This is a genomic window from Cyanobium sp. BA5m-10, from assembly GCF_024346255.1.
GTDB classification, from domain to species: Bacteria; Cyanobacteriota; Cyanobacteriia; order PCC-6307; family Cyanobiaceae; genus Cyanobium_A; species Cyanobium_A usitatum.
Genome location: NZ_JAGQCP010000002.1, coordinates 120,462 through 138,598, shown reverse-complemented (window position 1 = coordinate 138,598; position 18,137 = coordinate 120,462). Strand labels below are relative to the sequence as shown.

The following is an 18,137-nucleotide window of genomic DNA, read 5'->3' as shown; positions in this document are numbered from 1 at the left end:
TCAGCCCCCAACCGCGCTTCCGTCTCCGCACAGCTGCAGCAGCACCTGGCGCTGACGGGGGCCATCCAATTCCACCAGCAGCACGGCCTGGTAGCGGCCCAGGCCCAAGCGGCCGTCCACTACCGGCAGGGTGAGGTGATTGCCCAGCTTCAGGGCGATCAGGTGGGCATGGGCGTTGCGCGGCTCATCGGCGGGAATCCCCGGCCGCAGATGCAGGTCGTTATGGGCGTAGGCCCGGTCGGGGGGCGTCAGGGCCAGGAAGTGGCGCTGGATGTCGCCCAGCAACCGTTCCTCGGCCTCGTTCACGACCAGGGCGGTGGTGGTGTGCTGGCCGGCGGCCACCAGCAGACCGTTCCTAATTCCGGTGGCATCCACGAAATCCTGCAGGTCGGCGCTGATGTCGTGGCAGCTGAAGTTGGCCGTGGTGGTGCGTTCCAGCCGGGTGGAGTGAAACGTCACCATGGCGAGGCAAAGTCCCCCATCTCAGTTCAGCCTGCGCCTGACCGACTCGGCGTGACTGTGCAGCCCCTCGCTTTCGGCCAGGGTGATCACAGCAGGCCCGGTGGCCTCCAGGGCCTCCCGGTTAAAGCGGATCAGGCTGGTGTGGCGCATAAAGGTCTCCACACTCAGGGCCCCGGCGAAGCGAGCCGTGCCGGCGGTCGGCAGGGTGTGGTTGGGGCCGGCTAGGTAGTCGCCGACGGCCTCTGGGGTGTACGGACCCATAAAGATGGCGCCCGCGTGCTTGATCTGTTCGGCCAGGCTTTCGGGGTCTTGCACCAGCAGCTCCAGATGTTCGGGGGCGAAGCAATCGCTGAGTTGGGCGGCGCGGCCAAGGCTGTCGCAGAGCACGATTAGCCCCCAGTCGTTGAGGGCGGTGCGGGTGATTTCAGCCCTGGGGTGGTTTTCAAGTTGGTCCTCCAGGGCTGCTGGCATGGCGGCGGCCAGCTCCGGGCTGGTGGTCAGCAGGATGGCGGCGGCTAGGGGGTCGTGCTCGGCCTGGGCCAGCAGGTCGGCGGCTACTTGGTCTGCCCTGGCGCTGTGGTCGGCGATCACCAGCACCTCACTGGGGCCGGCCAGCGAATCGATTGCCACGCGGCCGTAGACCGCTTTTTTGGCCAGGGTTACGTAGAGGTTGCCAGGGCCGCTGATCACGTCTACCCGGGGAATGGTGGCGGTACCGAAGGCAAGGGCGCCGATCGCCTGGGCGCCCCCAACCCGATACACCTCCTCGACCCCGGCCAGGTGGGCGGCCGCCAGCACGGTTTCATGGGGTTCGCCGCCGGGGCCTGGGGGCGTCACCATTACGAGCCGCTGCACCCCGGCTACCCGCGCCGGCACCGCATTCATCAGCACGGTGCTGGGGTACGAAGCCCGTCCCCCAGGCACGTAAAGGCCGGCCCTCTGCACCGGCCGCCAGCGCCGGCCCAACAGTTCGCCATGGGGACCGGTGACGGCCAGGTCGGCCGGCAGTTGAAGCTGGTGGAAAGCGAGGATTCGCTGGTGCGCCAGGCGCAGGGCGTCCTTAAGGGATTCCGGTGTGGCTTGCCAGGCGTCAGCCAGCCGCTGTGGCGGAATCCGCAGGGGATCGGGGCGCACGCCATCAAAGCGTTCGGTGAGCTCCATCAGGGCGGCATCGCCTTCCGCTTGCACCCTGGAGAGGATCTCCTCGACCCGAACCATCTCCTCGCGCAGGCGCCCGCCACTGGTGCGTTCGGCGATGGTTGCCAGTCGATCAGCGGTGGCGTTTGAACCGTCATCGCGCAGGCAGCTGATCGATAGGGCAACAGGCGTTGCGACCACGGAAAGGCTCAGGGTTACAAGATTGTCAAGTTAGGCCGGCACAGCTCTTGCAGGCGGTGAGGGTTCTTAGGAGGGCCTGGCGGTAGGATCTACCTTCTCTGATCAAGCGTCCGTCCGCCTGTGGCCAATAACACCTCATCGAAGAAGCGCATTGAGGTTGCTGAGCGCAACCGTCTTCGCAACCGCACCTACAAGTCGGCCCTGCGCACCTTGATGAAGCGCTGCTTCACCGCTTGCAGCGCCTACTCCCAGACCCCTGGTGAAGACGCCAAGACGGTTGTTCAAACCACTATGAACGCAGCTTTCAGCAAGATTGATAAGGCTGTGAAGGTGGGTGTGCTTCACCGCAACACCGGAGCCAACCAGAAGTCGCGCATCAGTGCTGCTGTGAAGCAGGTGACCGCGCCGGCCGCAGCCGCCCAAGCCTGAACCAGGTCCCGTCCGTGATTGCCTCGCCAGCATCGATCGAATCGGGTTTGCCCGTTTTGGTTGACAGCCACTGCCACATCGTTTTTCGCAATTTCGACGACGATCTGGAGGAAGTGGCCCAGCGCTGGCGTGATGCTGGAGTTCGTTCCCTGGTGCATGCCTGCGTTGAGCCTGGGGAAATTCCAGCGATTCGCGCCTTGGCAGATCGTTTTGAAGAGTTGCGCTATTCCGTAGGGGTCCATCCGCTCGATACCGAGCATTGGCAGCCCGACACGCCAGAGATTTTGCGTCAAGCCGCCCAGGCTGATAGCCGGGTTGTGGCGATCGGAGAACTCGGCCTCGATCTGTTCCGTGAGCAGAATCTGGCTGCCCAACTGGCCATGCTCGAGCCCCAGCTTGATTTGGCAGTGGAGCTAGACCTGCCTGTGATCGTCCATTGCCGCGACGCTGCCGAGCCGATGTTGACCTTGCTGAGGCAACGGGCCTCCCTAGGTGGCTGCCCTAGCGGGGTGATGCATTGCTGGGGCGGAGATCCTGGAGAGATGGCTGGTTTCTTAGAGCTCGGTTTCTTCATCAGCTTTAGCGGCACGGTGACTTTCCCCAAGGCGGAAGCCACCCATGCCTGCGCCCGCCAGGTGCCTGCCGATCGCTACCTAGTGGAGACCGATTGCCCCTTCTTGGCGCCGGTGCCCCGCCGCGGCAAGCGCAACGAACCGGCTTTTGTGGCGGCGGTAGCAGCCCGGGTCGCTGATTTGCGTGGGCAAACCCTCACAGAAGTGGCTCATACCAGCAGTTCCAACGCGGCAAGGCTGTTCGGACTGCCGCTTCACAATGTATGATGTTTTATTGGTGTGGAAGCGGAAGCGCTGCTTGTTGTCGACGTCTGCATTCTTGAAGCGACCCCGTTAAGCATGCCCCCGCGGGCAGCCGTTCCCTACGAGGGGAGCGGCTGTTTGTGTGGTCGGTTGCGGAGCATTCAAGTCAGCGGTGAGCGACATCAGATGCGTTCCACTGCCCACTCCTTATCCACCCGTTCCTGCAGGTTCACCGCATGAGCAGCGCGATCCAGGTCGCCAAGACCGCCACTTACCTCCCCGATTTGGTGGAGGTGCAGCGCGCGAGCTTCAAATGGTTCCTGGAGAAGGGCCTGATCGAAGAGCTCGAGAGCTTTTCGCCGATTACTGACTACACCGGCAAGCTTGAGCTGCACTTCATCGGTAGCGAGTACCGCCTGAAGCGCCCGCGTCACGACGTTGAAGAAGCAAAGCGTCGTGACGCGACCTTTGCATCCCAGATGTATGTCACCTGTCGCCTGGTTAATAAGGAGACAGGGGAGATCAAGGAGCAAGAGGTTTTCATTGGCGAGCTGCCCTTGATGACCGAGCGAGGCACCTTCATCATCAACGGTGCCGAGCGGGTGATCGTCAACCAGATCGTGCGCTCACCTGGCGTCTATTTCAAGGACGAGCAGGATAAAAACGGCCGTAAAACCTTCAACGCCAGCCTGATCCCCAACCGCGGTGCCTGGTTGAAGTTTGAAACTGATAAAAACGACCTGCTGCACGTTCGTGTCGACAAGACGCGCAAGATCAACGCCCACGTGTTAATGCGGGCTATCGGCCTGTCTGACAACGACGTGCTCGATAAACTTCGCCATCCCGAGTATTACCAGAAGTCGATCGAGTCGGCCAACGACGAGGGCATTTCTTCCGAAGATCAAGCTCTGCTTGAGCTCTACAAAAAACTGCGTCCAGGTGAGCCTCCCTCTGTCAGCGGCGGCCAGACCCTGCTGCACAGCCGCTTCTTCGATGCCAAGCGCTACGACCTAGGTCGCGTCGGTCGTTACAAGATCAATAAAAAGCTGCGCCTCACCATCCCCGATGCGGTGCGCACCCTCACCCCTGAGGACGTGCTCAGCACCATCGACTACTTAATCAATCTCGAGCTCGATGTGGGCGGCGCCAGCCTCGATGACATCGACCACCTCGGCAATCGCCGGGTGCGCTCAGTGGGAGAGCTGCTGCAAAACCAGGTGCGGGTCGGTCTCAACCGGCTCGAGCGCATCATCAAAGAGCGCATGACGGTCGGTGAAACCGAATCGCTTACCCCTGCCCAGCTGGTGAACCCCAAGCCCCTAGTGGCGGCGATCAAGGAGTTCTTTGGCTCCAGCCAGCTGAGTCAGTTCATGGACCAGACCAACCCGCTGGCGGAGCTAACCCACAAGCGCCGGATCAGCGCCTTGGGCCCAGGTGGTTTGACCCGCGAACGGGCCGGCTTTGCGGTTCGCGACATCCACCCGTCCCACTACGGGCGCATCTGCCCGATCGAGACACCGGAAGGACCAAATGCAGGCTTGATTGGCTCCCTGGCTACCCACGCCCGAGTCAATGAGTACGGCTTCATCGAGACGCCGTTCTGGAGGGTGGAAGAGGGCATCGTTCACAAGAGCGGTGATCCCATCTACATTTCTGCTGATCTCGAGGACGAGTGCCGCGTAGCCCCTGGCGACGTGCCCACCAATTCCGATGGCTACATCACCGCAGATCTGGTGCCTGTGCGCTACCGCCAGGACTTTGAGAAGGTGCCCCCTGAGCAGGTCGATTACGTCCAGCTCTCGCCGGTGCAGGTGATCTCGGTGGCTACCTCCTTGATCCCCTTCCTGGAGCATGACGACGCCAACCGGGCCCTAATGGGTTCGAACATGCAGCGCCAGGCCGTGCCTCTGCTGCGGCCAGAGCGCCCCTTGGTGGGTACCGGTCTGGAAACCCAGGTGGCCCGCGACTCCGGCATGGTGCCGATCACCCGGGTCAATGGCACGGTCACTTTTGTCGATGCCACAGCCATCGTGATTCGCGATGAGCAGGGCACCGACCATGTGCACCACCTACAGAAGTACCAGCGCTCCAACCAGGACACCTGCCTCAACCAGCGTCCGATCGTCCGCCAGGGCGATCCGGTGATTGCCGGTCAAGTGCTGGCCGATGGTTCTGCCTGCGAGGGCGGCGAGATCGCCCTGGGGCAAAACGTGCTGATCGCCTACATGCCCTGGGAGGGCTACAACTATGAGGACGCGATCCTGCTGAGCGATCGTCTAGTGCATGACGATCTATACACCTCGGTTCACATCGAGAAGTACGAGATCGAAGCCCGTCAAACCAAGCTTGGGCCTGAGGAGATCACGCGAGAAATTCCTAATGTGGCCGAGGAGAGCCTGGGCCACCTCGACGAGATGGGAATTATCCGCATCGGCGCCTACGTCGAAAGCGGCGACATCTTGGTGGGCAAGGTGACCCCCAAGGGTGAATCCGACCAACCCCCAGAGGAGAAGCTGCTGCGCGCGATCTTCGGCGAGAAGGCCCGCGACGTCCGTGACAACTCCCTGCGAGTGCCCGGCACTGAAAGGGGTCGGGTTGTGGACGTGCGCATCTACACCCGCGAGCAGGGCGACGAACTGCCGCCCGGCGCCAACATGGTTGTGCGGGTCTATGTGGCCCAGCGTCGCAAGATTCAGGTTGGCGACAAGATGGCCGGCCGCCACGGCAACAAAGGCATCATCAGCCGGATCCTGCCCCAGCAGGACATGCCTTACCTGCCCGATGGCACCCCCATCGATATCGTGCTCAACCCCCTAGGGGTACCGAGCCGCATGAACGTGGGCCAGGTGTTCGAGTGCCTGATGGGTTGGGCGTCTTCCCACCTCGACTGCCGAGTCAAGGTGGTGCCATTTGACGAGATGCACGGCGCTGAAAAGTCGAAACAGACCGTGCAGGCTTACCTCGAGGAAGCCGCCAAATTGCCCGGCAAGGAATGGGTCTACAACCCCGATAACCCAGGCAAGATTCAGTTGATCGACGGCCGCAGCGGTGAGCCTTTTGACCAGCCCGTGACTGTTGGGTACGCCCACATTCTCAAGCTGGTTCACCTGGTGGACGACAAGATCCACGCCCGCTCTACCGGCCCCTACTCCCTGGTTACCCAGCAGCCTTTGGGCGGCAAGGCCCAGCAGGGCGGCCAGCGTCTCGGTGAGATGGAGGTCTGGGCTCTTGAGGCCTATGGCGCCGCCTACACCCTGCAGGAACTGCTCACCGTCAAGTCCGATGACATGCAGGGCCGCAACGAGGCCCTCAACGCCATCGTTAAAGGCAAGCCGATTCCCCGCCCTGGCACGCCGGAGTCGTTCAAGGTGCTGATGCGCGAGCTTCAGTCGCTGGGTCTAGACATCGCCGTCTATACCGCCGCCGGCGAAGAAGTGGATCTGATGCAGGACGTCAACCCCCGCCGCAGTACCCCTAGCCGCCCCACCTACGAATCCCTCGGCGTCGCGGACTATGACGACGACTGATCGCTGATTGATCGCGGATCGCTCCTCCAGCGGGCGAAGCCGTGCCTCCCATTCCTTTCTCGATCTCCGCGAGCTGCAAGCCGATGTCCAACAGCAACCTCCGCACCGAAAACCACTTCGACTACGTCAAGATCACCTTGGCGTCGCCGGAGCGGATCATGCAGTGGGGGCAGCGCACGCTGCCCAACGGTCAAGTGGTGGGTGAGGTAACCAAGCCCGAAACCATCAACTACCGCACGCTGAAGCCCGAGATGGACGGGCTCTTCTGCGAGAAGATCTTTGGCCCGTCCAAGGACTGGGAGTGCCACTGCGGCAAGTACAAAAGGGTGCGCCACCGCGGCATCGTCTGCGAGCGCTGTGGTGTGGAGGTGACGGAGAGCCGGGTGCGCCGTCACCGCATGGGTTTCATCAAGCTGGCTGCCCCCGTATCCCACGTTTGGTATCTCAAGGGCATTCCCAGCTATGTAGCGATCCTGCTCGACATGCCCCTGCGGGATGTGGAGCAGATTGTTTACTTCAACTGCTACGTGGTGCTCGATCCGGGCGACCACAAGGACCTCACCTACAAGCAACTTCTTACGGAAGATGAGTGGCTGGAGATCGAGGACCAGATCTATGCCGAGGATTCGGATATTGAGAATGAGCCCGTAGTGGGCATCGGCGCCGAGGCCTTGAAGCAACTGCTGGAAGATCTTGAACTCAACGAGACCGCCGAGCAGCTGCGTGGGGACATTGAGGCCAGCAAGGGGCAAAAGCGTGCCAAGCTAATCAAGCGCCTGCGCGTGATCGACAACTTCATCGCCACCGGTGCCCGTCCCGACTGGATGGTGCTCGATGTGATCCCGGTGATTCCGCCCGACCTGCGCCCGATGGTGCAGCTTGATGGCGGCCGCTTCGCCACCTCAGACCTCAACGATCTCTACCGCCGCGTCATCAACCGGAATAACCGGTTGGCCCGTTTGCAGGAGATCCTGGCTCCTGAAATCATCGTTCGCAATGAGAAGCGGATGCTGCAGGAGGCGGTAGACGCTCTAATCGACAACGGCCGCCGTGGTCGCACCGTGGTGGGGGCCAACAACCGAGCTCTGAAGTCGCTGAGCGACATCATCGAGGGCAAGCAGGGTCGCTTCCGTCAAAACCTGCTTGGTAAGCGGGTCGACTACTCCGGTCGTTCCGTGATCGTGGTGGGTCCGAAGCTGAAGATGCACCAGTGCGGCCTGCCTAAGGAGATGGCGATCGAGTTGTTCCAGCCGTTCGTGATTCATCGCCTGATCCGCCAGAACATCGTCAACAACATCAAGGCCGCTAAGAAGTTGATTCAGCGCGCCGACGATGAAGTGATGCAGGTGCTTCAGGAGGTGATCGAAGGTCACCCGATCCTGCTGAACCGAGCTCCGACCCTGCACCGTCTTGGCATCCAGGCCTTTGAGCCGAAACTTGTTGATGGTCGCGCCATCCAGCTGCACCCACTGGTATGTCCGGCCTTTAACGCCGACTTTGACGGTGACCAGATGGCCGTGCACGTGCCGCTGGCGATCGAAGCTCAAACTGAGGCCCGCATGTTGATGTTGGCTAGCAACAACATCCTTTCGCCTGCCACTGGCGAGCCGATCATCACCCCTTCCCAGGACATGGTTCTTGGCGCTTACTACCTCACGGCCGAAAAGCCTGGAGCCATCAAGCCTGAATTTGGCGACCGGGCCAAGACCTTCGCCAACCTCGACGATGTGATCGATGCCTATGAGGAGAAGCATCTTCACCTCCACGATTGGATCTGGGTGCGTTTCAACGGCGAGGTGGAGAACGACGACGAGGACAAGCAGCCCCAAAAAGAAGAAACGCTCAGCGATGGCACTCGCATCGAGCAGTGGCTGTTCCGTCGCGATCGCTTTGATGAAGATGGTGCCCTTATTAGCCGCTACCTGCTCACCACCGTGGGTCGCGTCGTGATCAACCACACGATCATCGACGCCGTGGCTGCGACCTGACGGCCGTTCCGGATTCAAGGTTCCGGGTTTCCGTTTTCCTTCCTCTTACGCCTATCAACTGCGCGCAGCCATGACAGCCACACCCGCTAAGAAAACCACCAAGAAGAGCGCCAAGAAGGCCGCCGAGGCAGCCGCTCTCGAAATTGCTGCTGCTGCAGCATTAAAGGCGAGCAAGGCGCTTAGCAAGCAGGCGCCACCCTTCCGCAACCGCATCATCGACAAGAAGGCGCTGCGCAATCTGGTCGCTTGGGCCTACAAGCACCACGGCACGGCTGCTACGGCCTCACTGGCTGATGAGCTCAAGGATCTCGGCTTCCACTACGCCACCCAAGCCGCCGTTTCGATCTCCGTCGACGACCTGCGCATTCCTGGTGACAAAGCTGCCCTGCTGGCTGAAGCCGAGGAGCAGATCACTGAAACCGAAGAGCGCTACCGACTTGGTGAGATCACCGAGGTTGAACGTCACACCAAGGTGATCGACACCTGGACCGAAACCAACGAACGGCTCGTGGCTGCGGTTCGCCGCAACTTCAACGAGAACGATCCACTCAATTCGGTTTGGATGATGGCCAACTCCGGCGCCCGGGGCAATATGTCCCAGGTGCGCCAGCTAGTGGGCATGCGCGGCTTGATGGCCAACCCCCAGGGGGAAATCATTGACTTGCCGATTCGCACCAACTTCCGTGAGGGTCTGACGGTCACCGAATACGTGATCTCCTCCTACGGCGCCCGCAAGGGTTTGGTGGACACCGCCCTGCGTACAGCAGACTCCGGCTACCTCACCCGTCGCTTGGTAGACGTAGCCCAGGACGTGATCGTGCGGGAAGACGACTGCGGTACAACCCGCAGCATTCCGATCGATTCTGATGAGAAAGGCAGGTTTGGTTCCAGGTTGATCGGCCGCTTAGCAGCCGAGCCCGTGGTGGCAGAGGACGGCGAAATCATTGTTGATCGCGACGGTGAGATCGATCCGATCCTGGCGCGCCGGATCGAGGCAGGTGGTGTGAAAACGGTGAAGGTGCGTTCGCCGCTTACCTGCGAGGCCTCCCGCTCGGTGTGCCGTAAGTGCTATGGCTGGGCCCTAGCCCACAACCAGCTGGTTGATCTGGGCGAAGCCGTCGGCATCGTCGCTGCCCAGTCGATCGGTGAACCCGGCACCCAGCTGACGATGCGGACCTTCCACACCGGTGGTGTGTCCACGGCCGAATCCGGCGTGGTGCGCTCATTAGTAGATGGCACGGTCGAATTCGGGCCCAAGGCTCGGGTGCGCCCCTTCCGCACCCCCCACGGTGTGGAGGCCCAGCTAGCCGAAACAGACTTCACCCTCAGCGTTAAGCCCACGGGTAAGGGCAAGCTGCAAAAGCTCGATATTATTAGCGGCTCGATCCTGTTTGTCGCTGATGGCGACACCGTGCCCGGAGATACGATCCTGGCCCAGATCGCTGCTGGCGTGACGGTTAAAAAGAGTATTGAGAAGGCCACCAAGGACGTGATTTGCGACCTGGCCGGTCAGGTTCGTTACGAGGATGCGATCCAGCCCAAGGAGGTCACCGACCGCCAGGGCAACATCACCCTCAAGGCCCAGCGCCTGGGCCGGATGTGGGTGTTCAGCGGAGACGTTTACAACCTGCCCCCCAATGCCCTGCCCGTGGTCGGCGGCAACAAGCCCGTCACCACCGGGGAAGTGCTGGCCGAAAGCCGCTTGGTGAGCGAGTACGGCGGCGCCGTGCGCCTGCGCGACAGCGCCGGTGACTCCCGCGAGGTACAAATTGTTACCTCCAGTCTCACCCTCAAAGACTGCAAGTTGGTTGGTGAATCCACCCACTCCGGCGAGATCTGGCACCTCGAGGGCAAGGACAACATCCGCTACCGCCTCAATACCGCCCCGGGCAGCAAGATCGCTAACGGTGAGGTGATCGCGGAGCTCGCTGACGACCGCTTCCGCACCCAGACCGGAGGCACCGTCAAGTTTGCCCCTGGCCTTTCGATCAAGAAAGCCCGTAGCGCCAAGAACGGCTACGAGGTGAGCAAGGGCGGAACCCTGCTGTGGATCCCCCAGGAAACCCACGAGATCAACAAGGATATTTCCCTGTTGATGATTGAGGACGGCCAGTGGATTGAGGCCGGCACCGAGGTAGTGAAGGACATCTTCAGCCAGACCGCAGGCATCGTCACGGTGACCCAGAAGAACGACATTCTTCGGGAAATCATTGTGCGCTCAGGCACTCTGCACCTGGTTTCCGATAGCAAAACCATCAGCAAATTTGCTGACGGCAAGATGGTTACCCCTGGCGAGGAGATCGCCAAGGGTCTTAAGGCAGAGGCGATTCTGTTTGTTGAGTCAGTTGAAACCCCCGACGGTGGGGCCCTGCTGCTGCGTCCCGTTGAGGAGTACGCCATCCCAGATGCTGCCCACCTTCCCGAATTGGGCGCGGTTAAGCAGTCTGGCGGCCCCTCTTTGAATCTCAAGGCCACCCAACGCCTGGCCTTTAAGGATGGCGAGCTGATCAAGAGCGTTGATGGAGTGGAGCTGTTGCGCACCCAGCTGATTCTGGAAACCATCGACACCACTCCCCAGATGACGGTGGATGTGGAGGCGGTGTCTGACAAGCGGGCTAAGACGATTGAGCGCCTGCAGCTCACGATTTTGGAAACCCTGCTTGTGCGTCGCGACACCCTCTCCGATGCCAGCCACGGCTCCACCCACACCGATCTCCAGGTGCAAGACGGCATTGCTGTGAAGCGCGGTGATGTGGTGGCCACCACCCAAATCCTCTGCAAGGAGGATGGAGTGGTTCAGCTGCCTGATCTGGTCGATGGCGAGCCGATTCGCCGTTTGATCGTCGAGCGCGATGGCGACACCCGCAACATCGAGCTTGGTTCGGCCAAGTGTGAGGTTGGGGTTGAGCAGCGCATCGTCGATGGGGACCGGCTGGCGGAAGGGGTCGAAGCCCCTTGCTGCGGTCAGGTGGAGGCCATCAACGGCAGCACCCTCACGATTCGCCTCGGTCGCCCCTACATGGTTTCGCCCGACTCCGTGCTGCACGTGCGTGATGGCGAGTTGGTGCAGCGCGGTGACGCCCTAGCCCTGCTGGTGTTCGAACGTCAAAAGACAGGCGACATCGTGCAGGGTCTGCCCCGTATCGAGGAGCTGTTGGAGGCCCGCCGTCCGCGGGAATCCACAATTCTCTGCCGCAAGAGTGGCACCGTGCAGATCAAGCAGGGTGATGACGATGACTCGATAACCGTCTCGGTTATCGAGCACGACGATGCCATCACCGAGTACCCAATCCTGTTGGGTCGCAACGTGATGGTGAGTGATAGCCAGCAGGTGCATGCCGGTGAATCGCTCACCGACGGCCCGATCAATCCCCACGAGTTGCTGGAGTGCTTCTTCGAAGATCTGCGCAGCCGCAAGCCCACCATGGACGCGGCCCAGGAGGCGATCTCCAAGTTGCAGTTCCGGATGGTCACGGAGGTGCAAAACGTCTACAAGAGCCAGGGAGTTGCTATTAGCGACAAGCACATCGAAGTGATCGTGCGCCAGATGACCAGCAAGGTGCGAATCGAGGATGCCGGGGACACCACCCTGCTGCCCGGTGAGCTAATCGAGCTGCGTCAAGTGGAGCAGGTCAATAGCGCCATGGCAATCACCGGCGGCGCACCCGCCGAGTTCACACCGGTGCTGCTTGGTATCACCAAGGCTTCGCTCAACACCGACAGCTTCATCTCGGCTGCCTCCTTCCAGGAGACCACCCGTGTGCTGACTGAGGCGGCGATTGAAGGCAAGAGCGACTGGCTGCGCGGTCTCAAGGAGAACGTGATCATCGGCCGCCTGATCCCTGCTGGTACTGGCTTCAGCGGCTTCGAAGAGGAGCTGCGGGCAGAGGCGGGCCCCCATCCCGACATCCTCGAAGAGGAGGCCATGGGCTACCGCCGTATGCAGAACCTGCGTCCCGATTACACAGTCGAGATGCCTGCCCCGGCGGCGTCGATGGCCGTACTGGATGATCCCTCCGATGCGGATCTTGAGGCAACTCGCAGCCGCCATGGCATCGAAGCCAGCGCCAGCGGCACGGCAGCTTTTACCAGGCCATCCGTTGAGGAGGGTCTGGAGGAGGAGCTGATCGCTGATCCCGCTGCCCTCGAGGGCCTACAGGAAGAGGGTCTGCTCACCGATGAGTGATTCCGCCCGCACCAGCCTGAACACGCCGGTGCCCCAGCGCCGGTTGCCCCGATTTGGCTTCCACACCCACACCGAGCTGCTCAATGGCCGCATGGCCATGCTCGGTTTTATTGCCCTGCTGGTGGCGGAGTGGAAGCTGGGCCACGGCTTGCTGATCTGGTCTTGAGCACATCGCCCGCTGCGCCGCTAGCCACTCCCCTGCTGGGGATGGGTTTGCCGGCCCTGGAGCATTGGGCTGTTGGCCATGGTCAAGCCGCCTTCCGCGGCCGTCAGCTGCACGATTGGCTTTACGCCAAGGGAGCCCGCAGCCTCGACCAGGTAACGGTGCTGCCAAAGGCTTTCCGGGACCAGCTGGCCGGCCAGCCCCCCAGTGGTGCCTCCGACTGGATCGGTCGCTCGAGGGAGCTGCACCGCAGCGTCGCCCGCGATGGCACCACAAAACTATTGCTGGGTACTCACGACGGCCTCAGCCTCGAGACCGTGGGCATCCCCGCTGAAGGCAGGCTCACGGTGTGTGTGAGCAGCCAGGTGGGCTGTCCGATGGCCTGTCGCTTTTGCGCCACCGGGAAAGGGGGGCTGCAGCGCTCCCTGGCGGTGCACGAGATCGTTGATCAGGTGCTGAGCGTGCGTGAGGTGATGGACCAGCGCCCCAGCCACGTGGTGTTTATGGGTATGGGTGAGCCCCTGCTCAACAGCGAGGCGGTGCTGGCAGCGATCGATTGCCTCTGCACCGACCTCGGTATGGCCCAGCGCCAGATCACGGTGAGCACCGTGGGGGTCCCCAAAAGCCTGCCCACCTTGGCGGAGCAGGCCCTAGAGCGGCTGGGTCGGGCCCAGTTCACCTTGGCGGTGAGCCTGCATGCCCCTGACCAGCAGCTGCGGGAGGAGCTGATCCCCACGTCCCATGCCTATCCCCTGGAGGCGTTGCTGGCCGATTGCCGCCACTACGTTGAACTCACCGGCCGGCGGGTGAGTTTTGAATACATCCTGCTGGGCGGGCTAAACGACCAGCCCCGCCATGCGGAGGCCCTTTCGCGGCTCCTGCGTGGTTTCCAGAGTCATGTGAATCTGATCCCTTACAACCCAATTGCCGAGGAGGAATTCCAGCGTCCGGCCCCTGGCGCAGTGGAAGCGTTTCGACAGGCCCTGATCGATCGCCACGTGGCTGTCAGTGTGCGGGCTAGCCGCGGTCTCGATGCCGATGCAGCTTGCGGCCAACTACGTCGCCGGCTCGAGGGCAGCCTGGAGCCGGCGTGAGCTGGAGCTTGATCAGGTGGCGTCGCGGCTGGGATCGAAGGCGCCGCGTGCTTCCTGTTCCCCCCAGGGGGTGAGCTGCAGCATCAGCAGAAAAGCGGGTATAGCGGCAGCGGCCGTAGCCAGGAAAAACATGGGCCAGCCCACGTTGCCCGCCACCACGCCGGCCGGGGCCGACAGCAGCGAGCGGCTCAGTGCGTAGATGCCGGAAAGTAGGGCGTACTGGGTGGCCGAAAAGCGCGGGTTGCAGAGGCTCATCAGCAGCGCCACAAACACCGCGCCCACCATGCCTCCGCTCAGGTTCTCCAGGCTCACGGCGGCGATCAGCCCGCCGAAGCCCCAATTGAACTGGGCCAAGGCCCAATAGGTGAGGTTGCCGCAAACGCCGGCGATTGCGAACAGCCACAGGGAGCGGTTCATGCCGATCCGGGCAAACAGCACGCCGCCAATCACGGTGCCGGCCATGGTGGCGGCAATCGCCCAGCCCCCCTGTACCAAGCCGATCTGGGCATCGCTGAACCCCTGCAATTTCAGGAAGGGGATGGCCATGGCGTTCAGCAGGCCATCGGGCCAGCGGTAGAGCAGCACCAGCAGCAGCAACTGCCAGGCCCGGTTTGGTCCCGCCCGGAACAGGAACTCCCGCGTTGGACCAAGCACCGCCTGCCGCAGGCTCGTGACCGGGTGTTGCACCGGTTGCAGGGCCGGGGCCCAGATGGTGAAGGGCACTACGGCCGCCAGCAGAGCTGCGGCGGCAAGGAAGGCGGCCGGCCAGCCAAAGCGATCAGCCAGCAGGAAGCCACCGGCACCCACCGCGAGCATGGCGGCCCGGTAGCCGAGGGTGGCTCCGGCAGCACCTGGCCCCCGCTCCGCCTCGGGCAGGAGGTCGGTGCGGTATGCGTCGACAGCAATGTCCTGGGTGGCACTGCAGACGGCCAGCACCAGGGCTGCGATGCCGATGGCGGTGAGGCTGGCTGGATTAGTGCTGGGTTGCAGCAGGGCCATCGCCGCAATCACAGGCACCAGGATTAGCTGCATCAGCAGCAGCCAGCCGCGGCGGCGATCGGGCCAGGCGATCGGCCAGCGGTCTAAAAGCGGTGCCCAGAAAAGCTTGAGGGTGTAAGGCAGCTCAGCTAGCGGGATCAGGCCGATCAGGGCAAGAGGAACTCCGCTAGCGGTGAGCCAGCCCTGCAGCAACTTGCTGCCCACCATCAGCGGGGTGCCGCTGGCTACTCCCTCGGCGGTCACAGCTGTTAGACGCCGCCAGCTGCCGGAACTCTTATCTGCCATCACATAGGCGTTATTCGGAGAACCCTAGGGGCGATGATGGAAGCCAGCACTCGCAAACGCCTCGGCTGTGCAATTTTTTCGCTCCACCCTGCTGCCGGCCGCGATTGTGGTGTTGTTTGGTCTGGCCCTGTTTGCCGTGAGCGCCCGCATCTGGTTGCCAGGTGACATGGCGGCCCCCGCCCCGATTGGCTGATTCAACGTTGTGAGCGTTTCTCCCCAGTCCGATCAGCCGTCCGGTGGGGAGAGTCCCTTCGGTGGCAGTCCCCAGGAGCTGTACCTCGACCCCGAGATGCTGGCTCAGGAGCTGGCAGAAGAGCTGCGCGGTGATCCGCTCGACGATCTTGATAGCAGTGATCCAACGGCCAGTGATGTGGCGGCCGAGTGCGATCTGGGCTTGGCATTGTTGCGGGGCGATGCAGGGGCAGACAGCCAGGAGCGGTGGCTGCAGGGTTTGCGCATTTTTTGTGAACACCGTGATCCCCGGGCCCTGCCCCTGTTGCTGCCGCTGCTGACGGAGAGCTGCCCGATCCTGCGGATGAGCGCGGTCTACGCCTTGGGCCGCAACCCCAGCCCCCAGGCGGTTGAGCCCCTGCTGGGCCTGCTGGTCTCAGATGACAACGGCTACGTGCGCAAGGCCGTGGCCTGGAGCCTGGGCAACTACCCCGACGCTCCAATCCTTAATCCCCTAATCCGCTCCCTGCAGGTGGATATCTCCGCGGTGCGCCTCTGGGCTGCCAGCTCCCTGGCTGAGGCGGGCTGCACCGGGCCGGCAAAGGCCGATCCAGCTGCGGCCCAGCTGTTGCTCAGCATGCGCATCGACAGTGAGCCGGCGGTGCGCAGCAACAGCGCCTGGGCCCTCGGTCGCATCTACGGCGAGCTGGTGGAGCCTCGGCAGCAGCTGGTGGTTGAGTCCCTGTTGCACGCCATGCTCAACGATTTCGAATCGGGTGTGCGCGATGAGGCCCGGCTGGCCCTTGAGCAGCTCGAGCAGCCGGAGGTGTTGGAGCGTCTGCAGACCCTGGTGGAGGAGGGGTTGCTCAGCTGAACGGGAGCAGGATTTCCTGGTTAACATCTTCGAACCTTTCCAGCGTGGGATGGAACAGCTCACCATCCGTTATCGAATCCACCCCGATGGGCGCGTCGATGAGCTGGTGGAAGGGCTGAATGGCATGGCGTGCGAGCAGCTCACTGAGCGCATTGAGGCCAGGCTTGGAGTTGTGCAGCAGCGCCGGTCAACGGCTGAGGCCTTTCTCTGCGAGCAACAGGCGCAGCAAAGCCAGTTCCAGTCCCTCTCCTGAACCGATTACCTCTTCCTAGATCGATGTCGCACTTCAGCACCATCAAGACCGAGCTCCGTGATCGCCAGTCCTTGCTCGAGGCTCTCGAGGATCTGGGCCATGGCCCAAGGCAGGGAAGTTTGATGGTGCGCGGTTATCGCGGCCAAACCGTGGAGGCCCAGCTGGCTGTGGCCCAGGCCAATGGCGCTGATATCGGTTTTCGCCTCAATCCTGAAACCGGTAGCTATGAGCTGGTGACCGATCTCGACCTCTGGAATCAGGCCGTGCCGGTGGAGCGCTTCTTGGCCCAGCTCAATCAGCGATATGCCCTGCGCAGCATTCTGGCCGCCACGGCTGAGGAGGGTTTCCAGGTGAGCGAGCAAGCCCAGCAGCAAGACGGCTGCATTGAATTGGTGGTTACCCGTTGGGCTTAGATCCGGGAGCTCACCCCGGCATGGTTGATCCCTCCCTGGCGTTCACCGCCACCGCCTTTTCCCCCGAGTCACGTCGTAGTGGTCACGAACCACTGTTGGGTGGAGCTTTGGGTCAGAAGGCCGTATGGGTTGACGAGGCTGTCTGCATTGGCTGCCGCTACTGCGCCCACGTGGCCGTCAACACCTTTGCGGTCGAGCCCCACTGGGGCCGCTCCCGGGCGATTCGCCAGGACGGCGACGCCACCGAGCTGATACAAGAGGCGATCGATACCTGTCCCGTTGATTGCATCCATTGGGTTGCTTATGAGCAGTTGCCCGAGTTGCAGCAGCAGCTAGACGGCCAGGAAATTCTTCCCCTTGGTGTGCCTTCGCCGGTGCGGCTCAAGCGCACGTTGCCGCGCCCAGGGGCTGCTTAGCCGGCAGCCCCACGGCCCTGGGATAGGTGCGCGGGCAGGGGGCCAGCGGTTTAACCACCAGGGCGTGGCGGCTACCCCGGCCACTAGGTAATTCCCTGGCCATGCACTGGTCGATGCCAGCCTTCAGGGGGATAAGGGCGGCGCTGAGGTCCCGTTGGTCATCGGCTGACCACTGGCCGCGATAAAGCAGGGCTCGCCCTTGGGGTTGCAGCAGCGGTACCAGGTATTCGGCCACCACCGGCGCGCTGGCCACGGCCCGGGCCAGGGCCCAGTCGAACTGGCCCCGACAGGCCTGCTGCTGGCCGGTGCGCTCGATCCTTTCGCAGCGCAGCTGCACTCGCTCCCCAAGCCCTAGCGCTGCGGCCATGGCCTGCACCGCCTCCACCTTGCGCCCCACCGAATCCACCAGGGTCAACTGGGCCTGGGGAAAGGCGATCGCTAGCGCTAGGCCGGGGAAGCCACCGCCGGTGCCCACATCGATCAGCCGCATCGGTGCCTGGGCTGCCCCCGATTGCAGCAGGGGCACCAGGGGCCAGAGGCTGTCAAACACCTGGGCTATCCAGAAGTCGTCGTCCTCCACCAGCCGGGTCAAGTTGAGCTTGCTATTCCATTGGCGCAGCTGCACCTGCAGGTCGCCCAGCGACTGTTCTTGGGCTGGGCTGGGCTGCCAGCCGAGCTCCTGCCAGAGGGCATTGCCGGTGAGGGTGCGAGCCATCCAGCTTGG

16 protein-coding genes are annotated in these 18,137 nt (G+C 62.6%); 12 read left to right on the top strand and 4 right to left on the bottom strand.

Features of this window, described 5'->3' with window-relative positions; all coding sequences use genetic code 11:
- Both KBY85_RS01960 and hisD read right to left on the bottom strand, forming a co-directional pair.
- Window positions 1-462 (bottom strand): secondary thiamine-phosphate synthase enzyme YjbQ, encoded by a 462-nt coding sequence (locus tag KBY85_RS01960; RefSeq protein WP_254959873.1) that lies wholly within the window; start codon window positions 460-462, stop codon window positions 1-3.
- A gap of 21 nt (window positions 463-483) precedes the next feature.
- Complete coding sequence (hisD, locus tag KBY85_RS01955) at window positions 484-1,800, bottom strand: histidinol dehydrogenase (protein WP_396121798.1); 1,317 nt, start codon at window positions 1,798-1,800, stop codon at window positions 484-486.
- A 120-nt stretch (window positions 1,801-1,920) separates the two neighbouring features.
- Between hisD and rpsT the strand changes: the two genes are divergently transcribed.
- The 7 genes from rpsT (at window position 1,921) to rlmN (ending at window position 14,002) form a co-directional block, all read left to right on the top strand.
- A complete protein-coding gene (gene rpsT, locus KBY85_RS01950; RefSeq protein ID WP_254959872.1) occupies window positions 1,921-2,229 on the top strand; it encodes a 30S ribosomal protein S20 in 309 nt (102 codons plus the stop codon).
- A gap of 17 nt (window positions 2,230-2,246) precedes the next feature.
- The gene (locus KBY85_RS01945; protein ID WP_254959900.1) at window positions 2,247-3,068 is read left to right on the top strand and encodes a TatD family hydrolase; all 822 of its coding nucleotides are present in this window, start codon (window positions 2,247-2,249) and stop codon (window positions 3,066-3,068) included.
- A gap of 212 nt (window positions 3,069-3,280) precedes the next feature.
- Window positions 3,281-6,571: a DNA-directed RNA polymerase subunit beta gene (gene rpoB / locus KBY85_RS01940; protein ID WP_254959871.1), complete on the top strand. Its 3,291-nt coding sequence runs from the start codon at window positions 3,281-3,283 to the stop codon at window positions 6,569-6,571.
- 83 nt (window positions 6,572-6,654) lie between these two features.
- A complete protein-coding gene (locus tag KBY85_RS01935; RefSeq protein WP_254959870.1) occupies window positions 6,655-8,559 on the top strand; it encodes a DNA-directed RNA polymerase subunit gamma in 1,905 nt (634 codons plus the stop codon).
- Between the two features lie 70 nt (window positions 8,560-8,629).
- The gene (locus KBY85_RS01930) at window positions 8,630-12,745 is read left to right on the top strand and encodes a DNA-directed RNA polymerase subunit beta' (protein WP_254959869.1); all 4,116 of its coding nucleotides are present in this window, start codon (window positions 8,630-8,632) and stop codon (window positions 12,743-12,745) included.
- A complete protein-coding gene (locus KBY85_RS01925) occupies window positions 12,738-12,911 on the top strand; it encodes a chlorophyll a/b-binding protein (RefSeq protein ID WP_254959868.1) in 174 nt (57 codons plus the stop codon). The genes KBY85_RS01930 and KBY85_RS01925 overlap by 8 nt, the downstream gene beginning before the upstream one ends.
- A gap of 41 nt (window positions 12,912-12,952) precedes the next feature.
- On the top strand, window positions 12,953-14,002 hold the full coding sequence (gene rlmN, locus KBY85_RS01920) for a 23S rRNA (adenine(2503)-C(2))-methyltransferase RlmN (RefSeq protein ID WP_254959899.1): 1,050 nt from the start codon (window positions 12,953-12,955) through the stop codon (window positions 14,000-14,002).
- Between the two features lie 12 nt (window positions 14,003-14,014).
- Here rlmN and KBY85_RS01915 read toward each other — a convergent pair whose 3' ends face one another.
- Entirely contained in the window at window positions 14,015-15,286 is a 1,272-nt protein-coding gene (locus KBY85_RS01915) for an AmpG family muropeptide MFS transporter (RefSeq protein ID WP_254959867.1), read from the bottom strand.
- 67 nt (window positions 15,287-15,353) lie between these two features.
- Between KBY85_RS01915 and KBY85_RS01910 the strand changes: the two genes are divergently transcribed.
- From KBY85_RS01910 to KBY85_RS01890, 5 genes are all read left to right on the top strand, one after another.
- Entirely contained in the window at window positions 15,354-15,479 is a 126-nt protein-coding gene (locus KBY85_RS01910) for a hypothetical protein (RefSeq protein ID WP_254931229.1), read from the top strand.
- Between the two features lie 96 nt (window positions 15,480-15,575).
- Window positions 15,576-16,331: a HEAT repeat domain-containing protein gene (locus KBY85_RS01905; RefSeq protein ID WP_254931232.1), complete on the top strand. Its 756-nt coding sequence runs from the start codon at window positions 15,576-15,578 to the stop codon at window positions 16,329-16,331.
- A gap of 49 nt (window positions 16,332-16,380) precedes the next feature.
- Window positions 16,381-16,584 carry a DUF2997 domain-containing protein gene (locus KBY85_RS01900; protein WP_254931228.1) on the top strand — a complete coding sequence of 68 codons (204 nt, stop codon included), beginning with the start codon at window positions 16,381-16,383 and terminating at the stop codon, window positions 16,582-16,584.
- Between the two features lie 23 nt (window positions 16,585-16,607).
- Window positions 16,608-16,997, top strand: a complete 390-nt coding sequence (locus KBY85_RS01895; RefSeq protein WP_254931227.1) for a DUF1257 domain-containing protein — start codon at window positions 16,608-16,610, stop codon at window positions 16,995-16,997.
- A 20-nt stretch (window positions 16,998-17,017) separates the two neighbouring features.
- The gene (locus tag KBY85_RS01890; protein WP_254931226.1) at window positions 17,018-17,413 is read left to right on the top strand and encodes a ferredoxin; all 396 of its coding nucleotides are present in this window, start codon (window positions 17,018-17,020) and stop codon (window positions 17,411-17,413) included.
- Here the strand turns inward: KBY85_RS01890 and rsmG are convergent.
- Entirely contained in the window at window positions 17,379-18,128 is a 750-nt protein-coding gene (rsmG, locus tag KBY85_RS01885) for a 16S rRNA (guanine(527)-N(7))-methyltransferase RsmG (protein WP_254959866.1), read from the bottom strand. The two genes, KBY85_RS01890 and rsmG, sit on opposite strands and share 35 nt — an antisense overlap.
- Window positions 18,129-18,137: the final 9 nt, after the last annotated feature.

What these genes read in the sequence shown, in the direction of transcription:
- KBY85_RS01960 (WP_254959873.1), bottom strand. Translation starts at nt 462, where the DNA reads ATGGTGACGTTTCACTCCACCCGGCTGGAACGCACCACCACGGCCAAC.
- rpoB (WP_254959871.1), top strand. Translation starts at nt 3,281, where the DNA reads ATGAGCAGCGCGATCCAGGTCGCCAAGACCGCCACTTACCTCCCCGAT.
- KBY85_RS01935 (WP_254959870.1), top strand. Translation starts at nt 6,655, where the DNA reads ATGTCCAACAGCAACCTCCGCACCGAAAACCACTTCGACTACGTCAAG.
- KBY85_RS01930 (WP_254959869.1), top strand. Translation starts at nt 8,630, where the DNA reads ATGACAGCCACACCCGCTAAGAAAACCACCAAGAAGAGCGCCAAGAAG.
- KBY85_RS01925 (WP_254959868.1), top strand. Translation starts at nt 12,738, where the DNA reads ATGAGTGATTCCGCCCGCACCAGCCTGAACACGCCGGTGCCCCAGCGC.
- rlmN (WP_254959899.1), top strand. Translation starts at nt 12,953, where the DNA reads ATGGGTTTGCCGGCCCTGGAGCATTGGGCTGTTGGCCATGGTCAAGCC.
- KBY85_RS01915 (WP_254959867.1), bottom strand. Translation starts at nt 15,286, where the DNA reads ATGGCAGATAAGAGTTCCGGCAGCTGGCGGCGTCTAACAGCTGTGACC.
- KBY85_RS01905 (WP_254931232.1), top strand. Translation starts at nt 15,576, where the DNA reads ATGCTGGCTCAGGAGCTGGCAGAAGAGCTGCGCGGTGATCCGCTCGAC.
- KBY85_RS01900 (WP_254931228.1), top strand. Translation starts at nt 16,381, where the DNA reads ATGGAACAGCTCACCATCCGTTATCGAATCCACCCCGATGGGCGCGTC.
- KBY85_RS01895 (WP_254931227.1), top strand. Translation starts at nt 16,608, where the DNA reads ATGTCGCACTTCAGCACCATCAAGACCGAGCTCCGTGATCGCCAGTCC.
- KBY85_RS01890 (WP_254931226.1), top strand. Translation starts at nt 17,018, where the DNA reads ATGGTTGATCCCTCCCTGGCGTTCACCGCCACCGCCTTTTCCCCCGAG.
- rsmG (WP_254959866.1), bottom strand. Translation starts at nt 18,128, where the DNA reads ATGGCTCGCACCCTCACCGGCAATGCCCTCTGGCAGGAGCTCGGCTGG.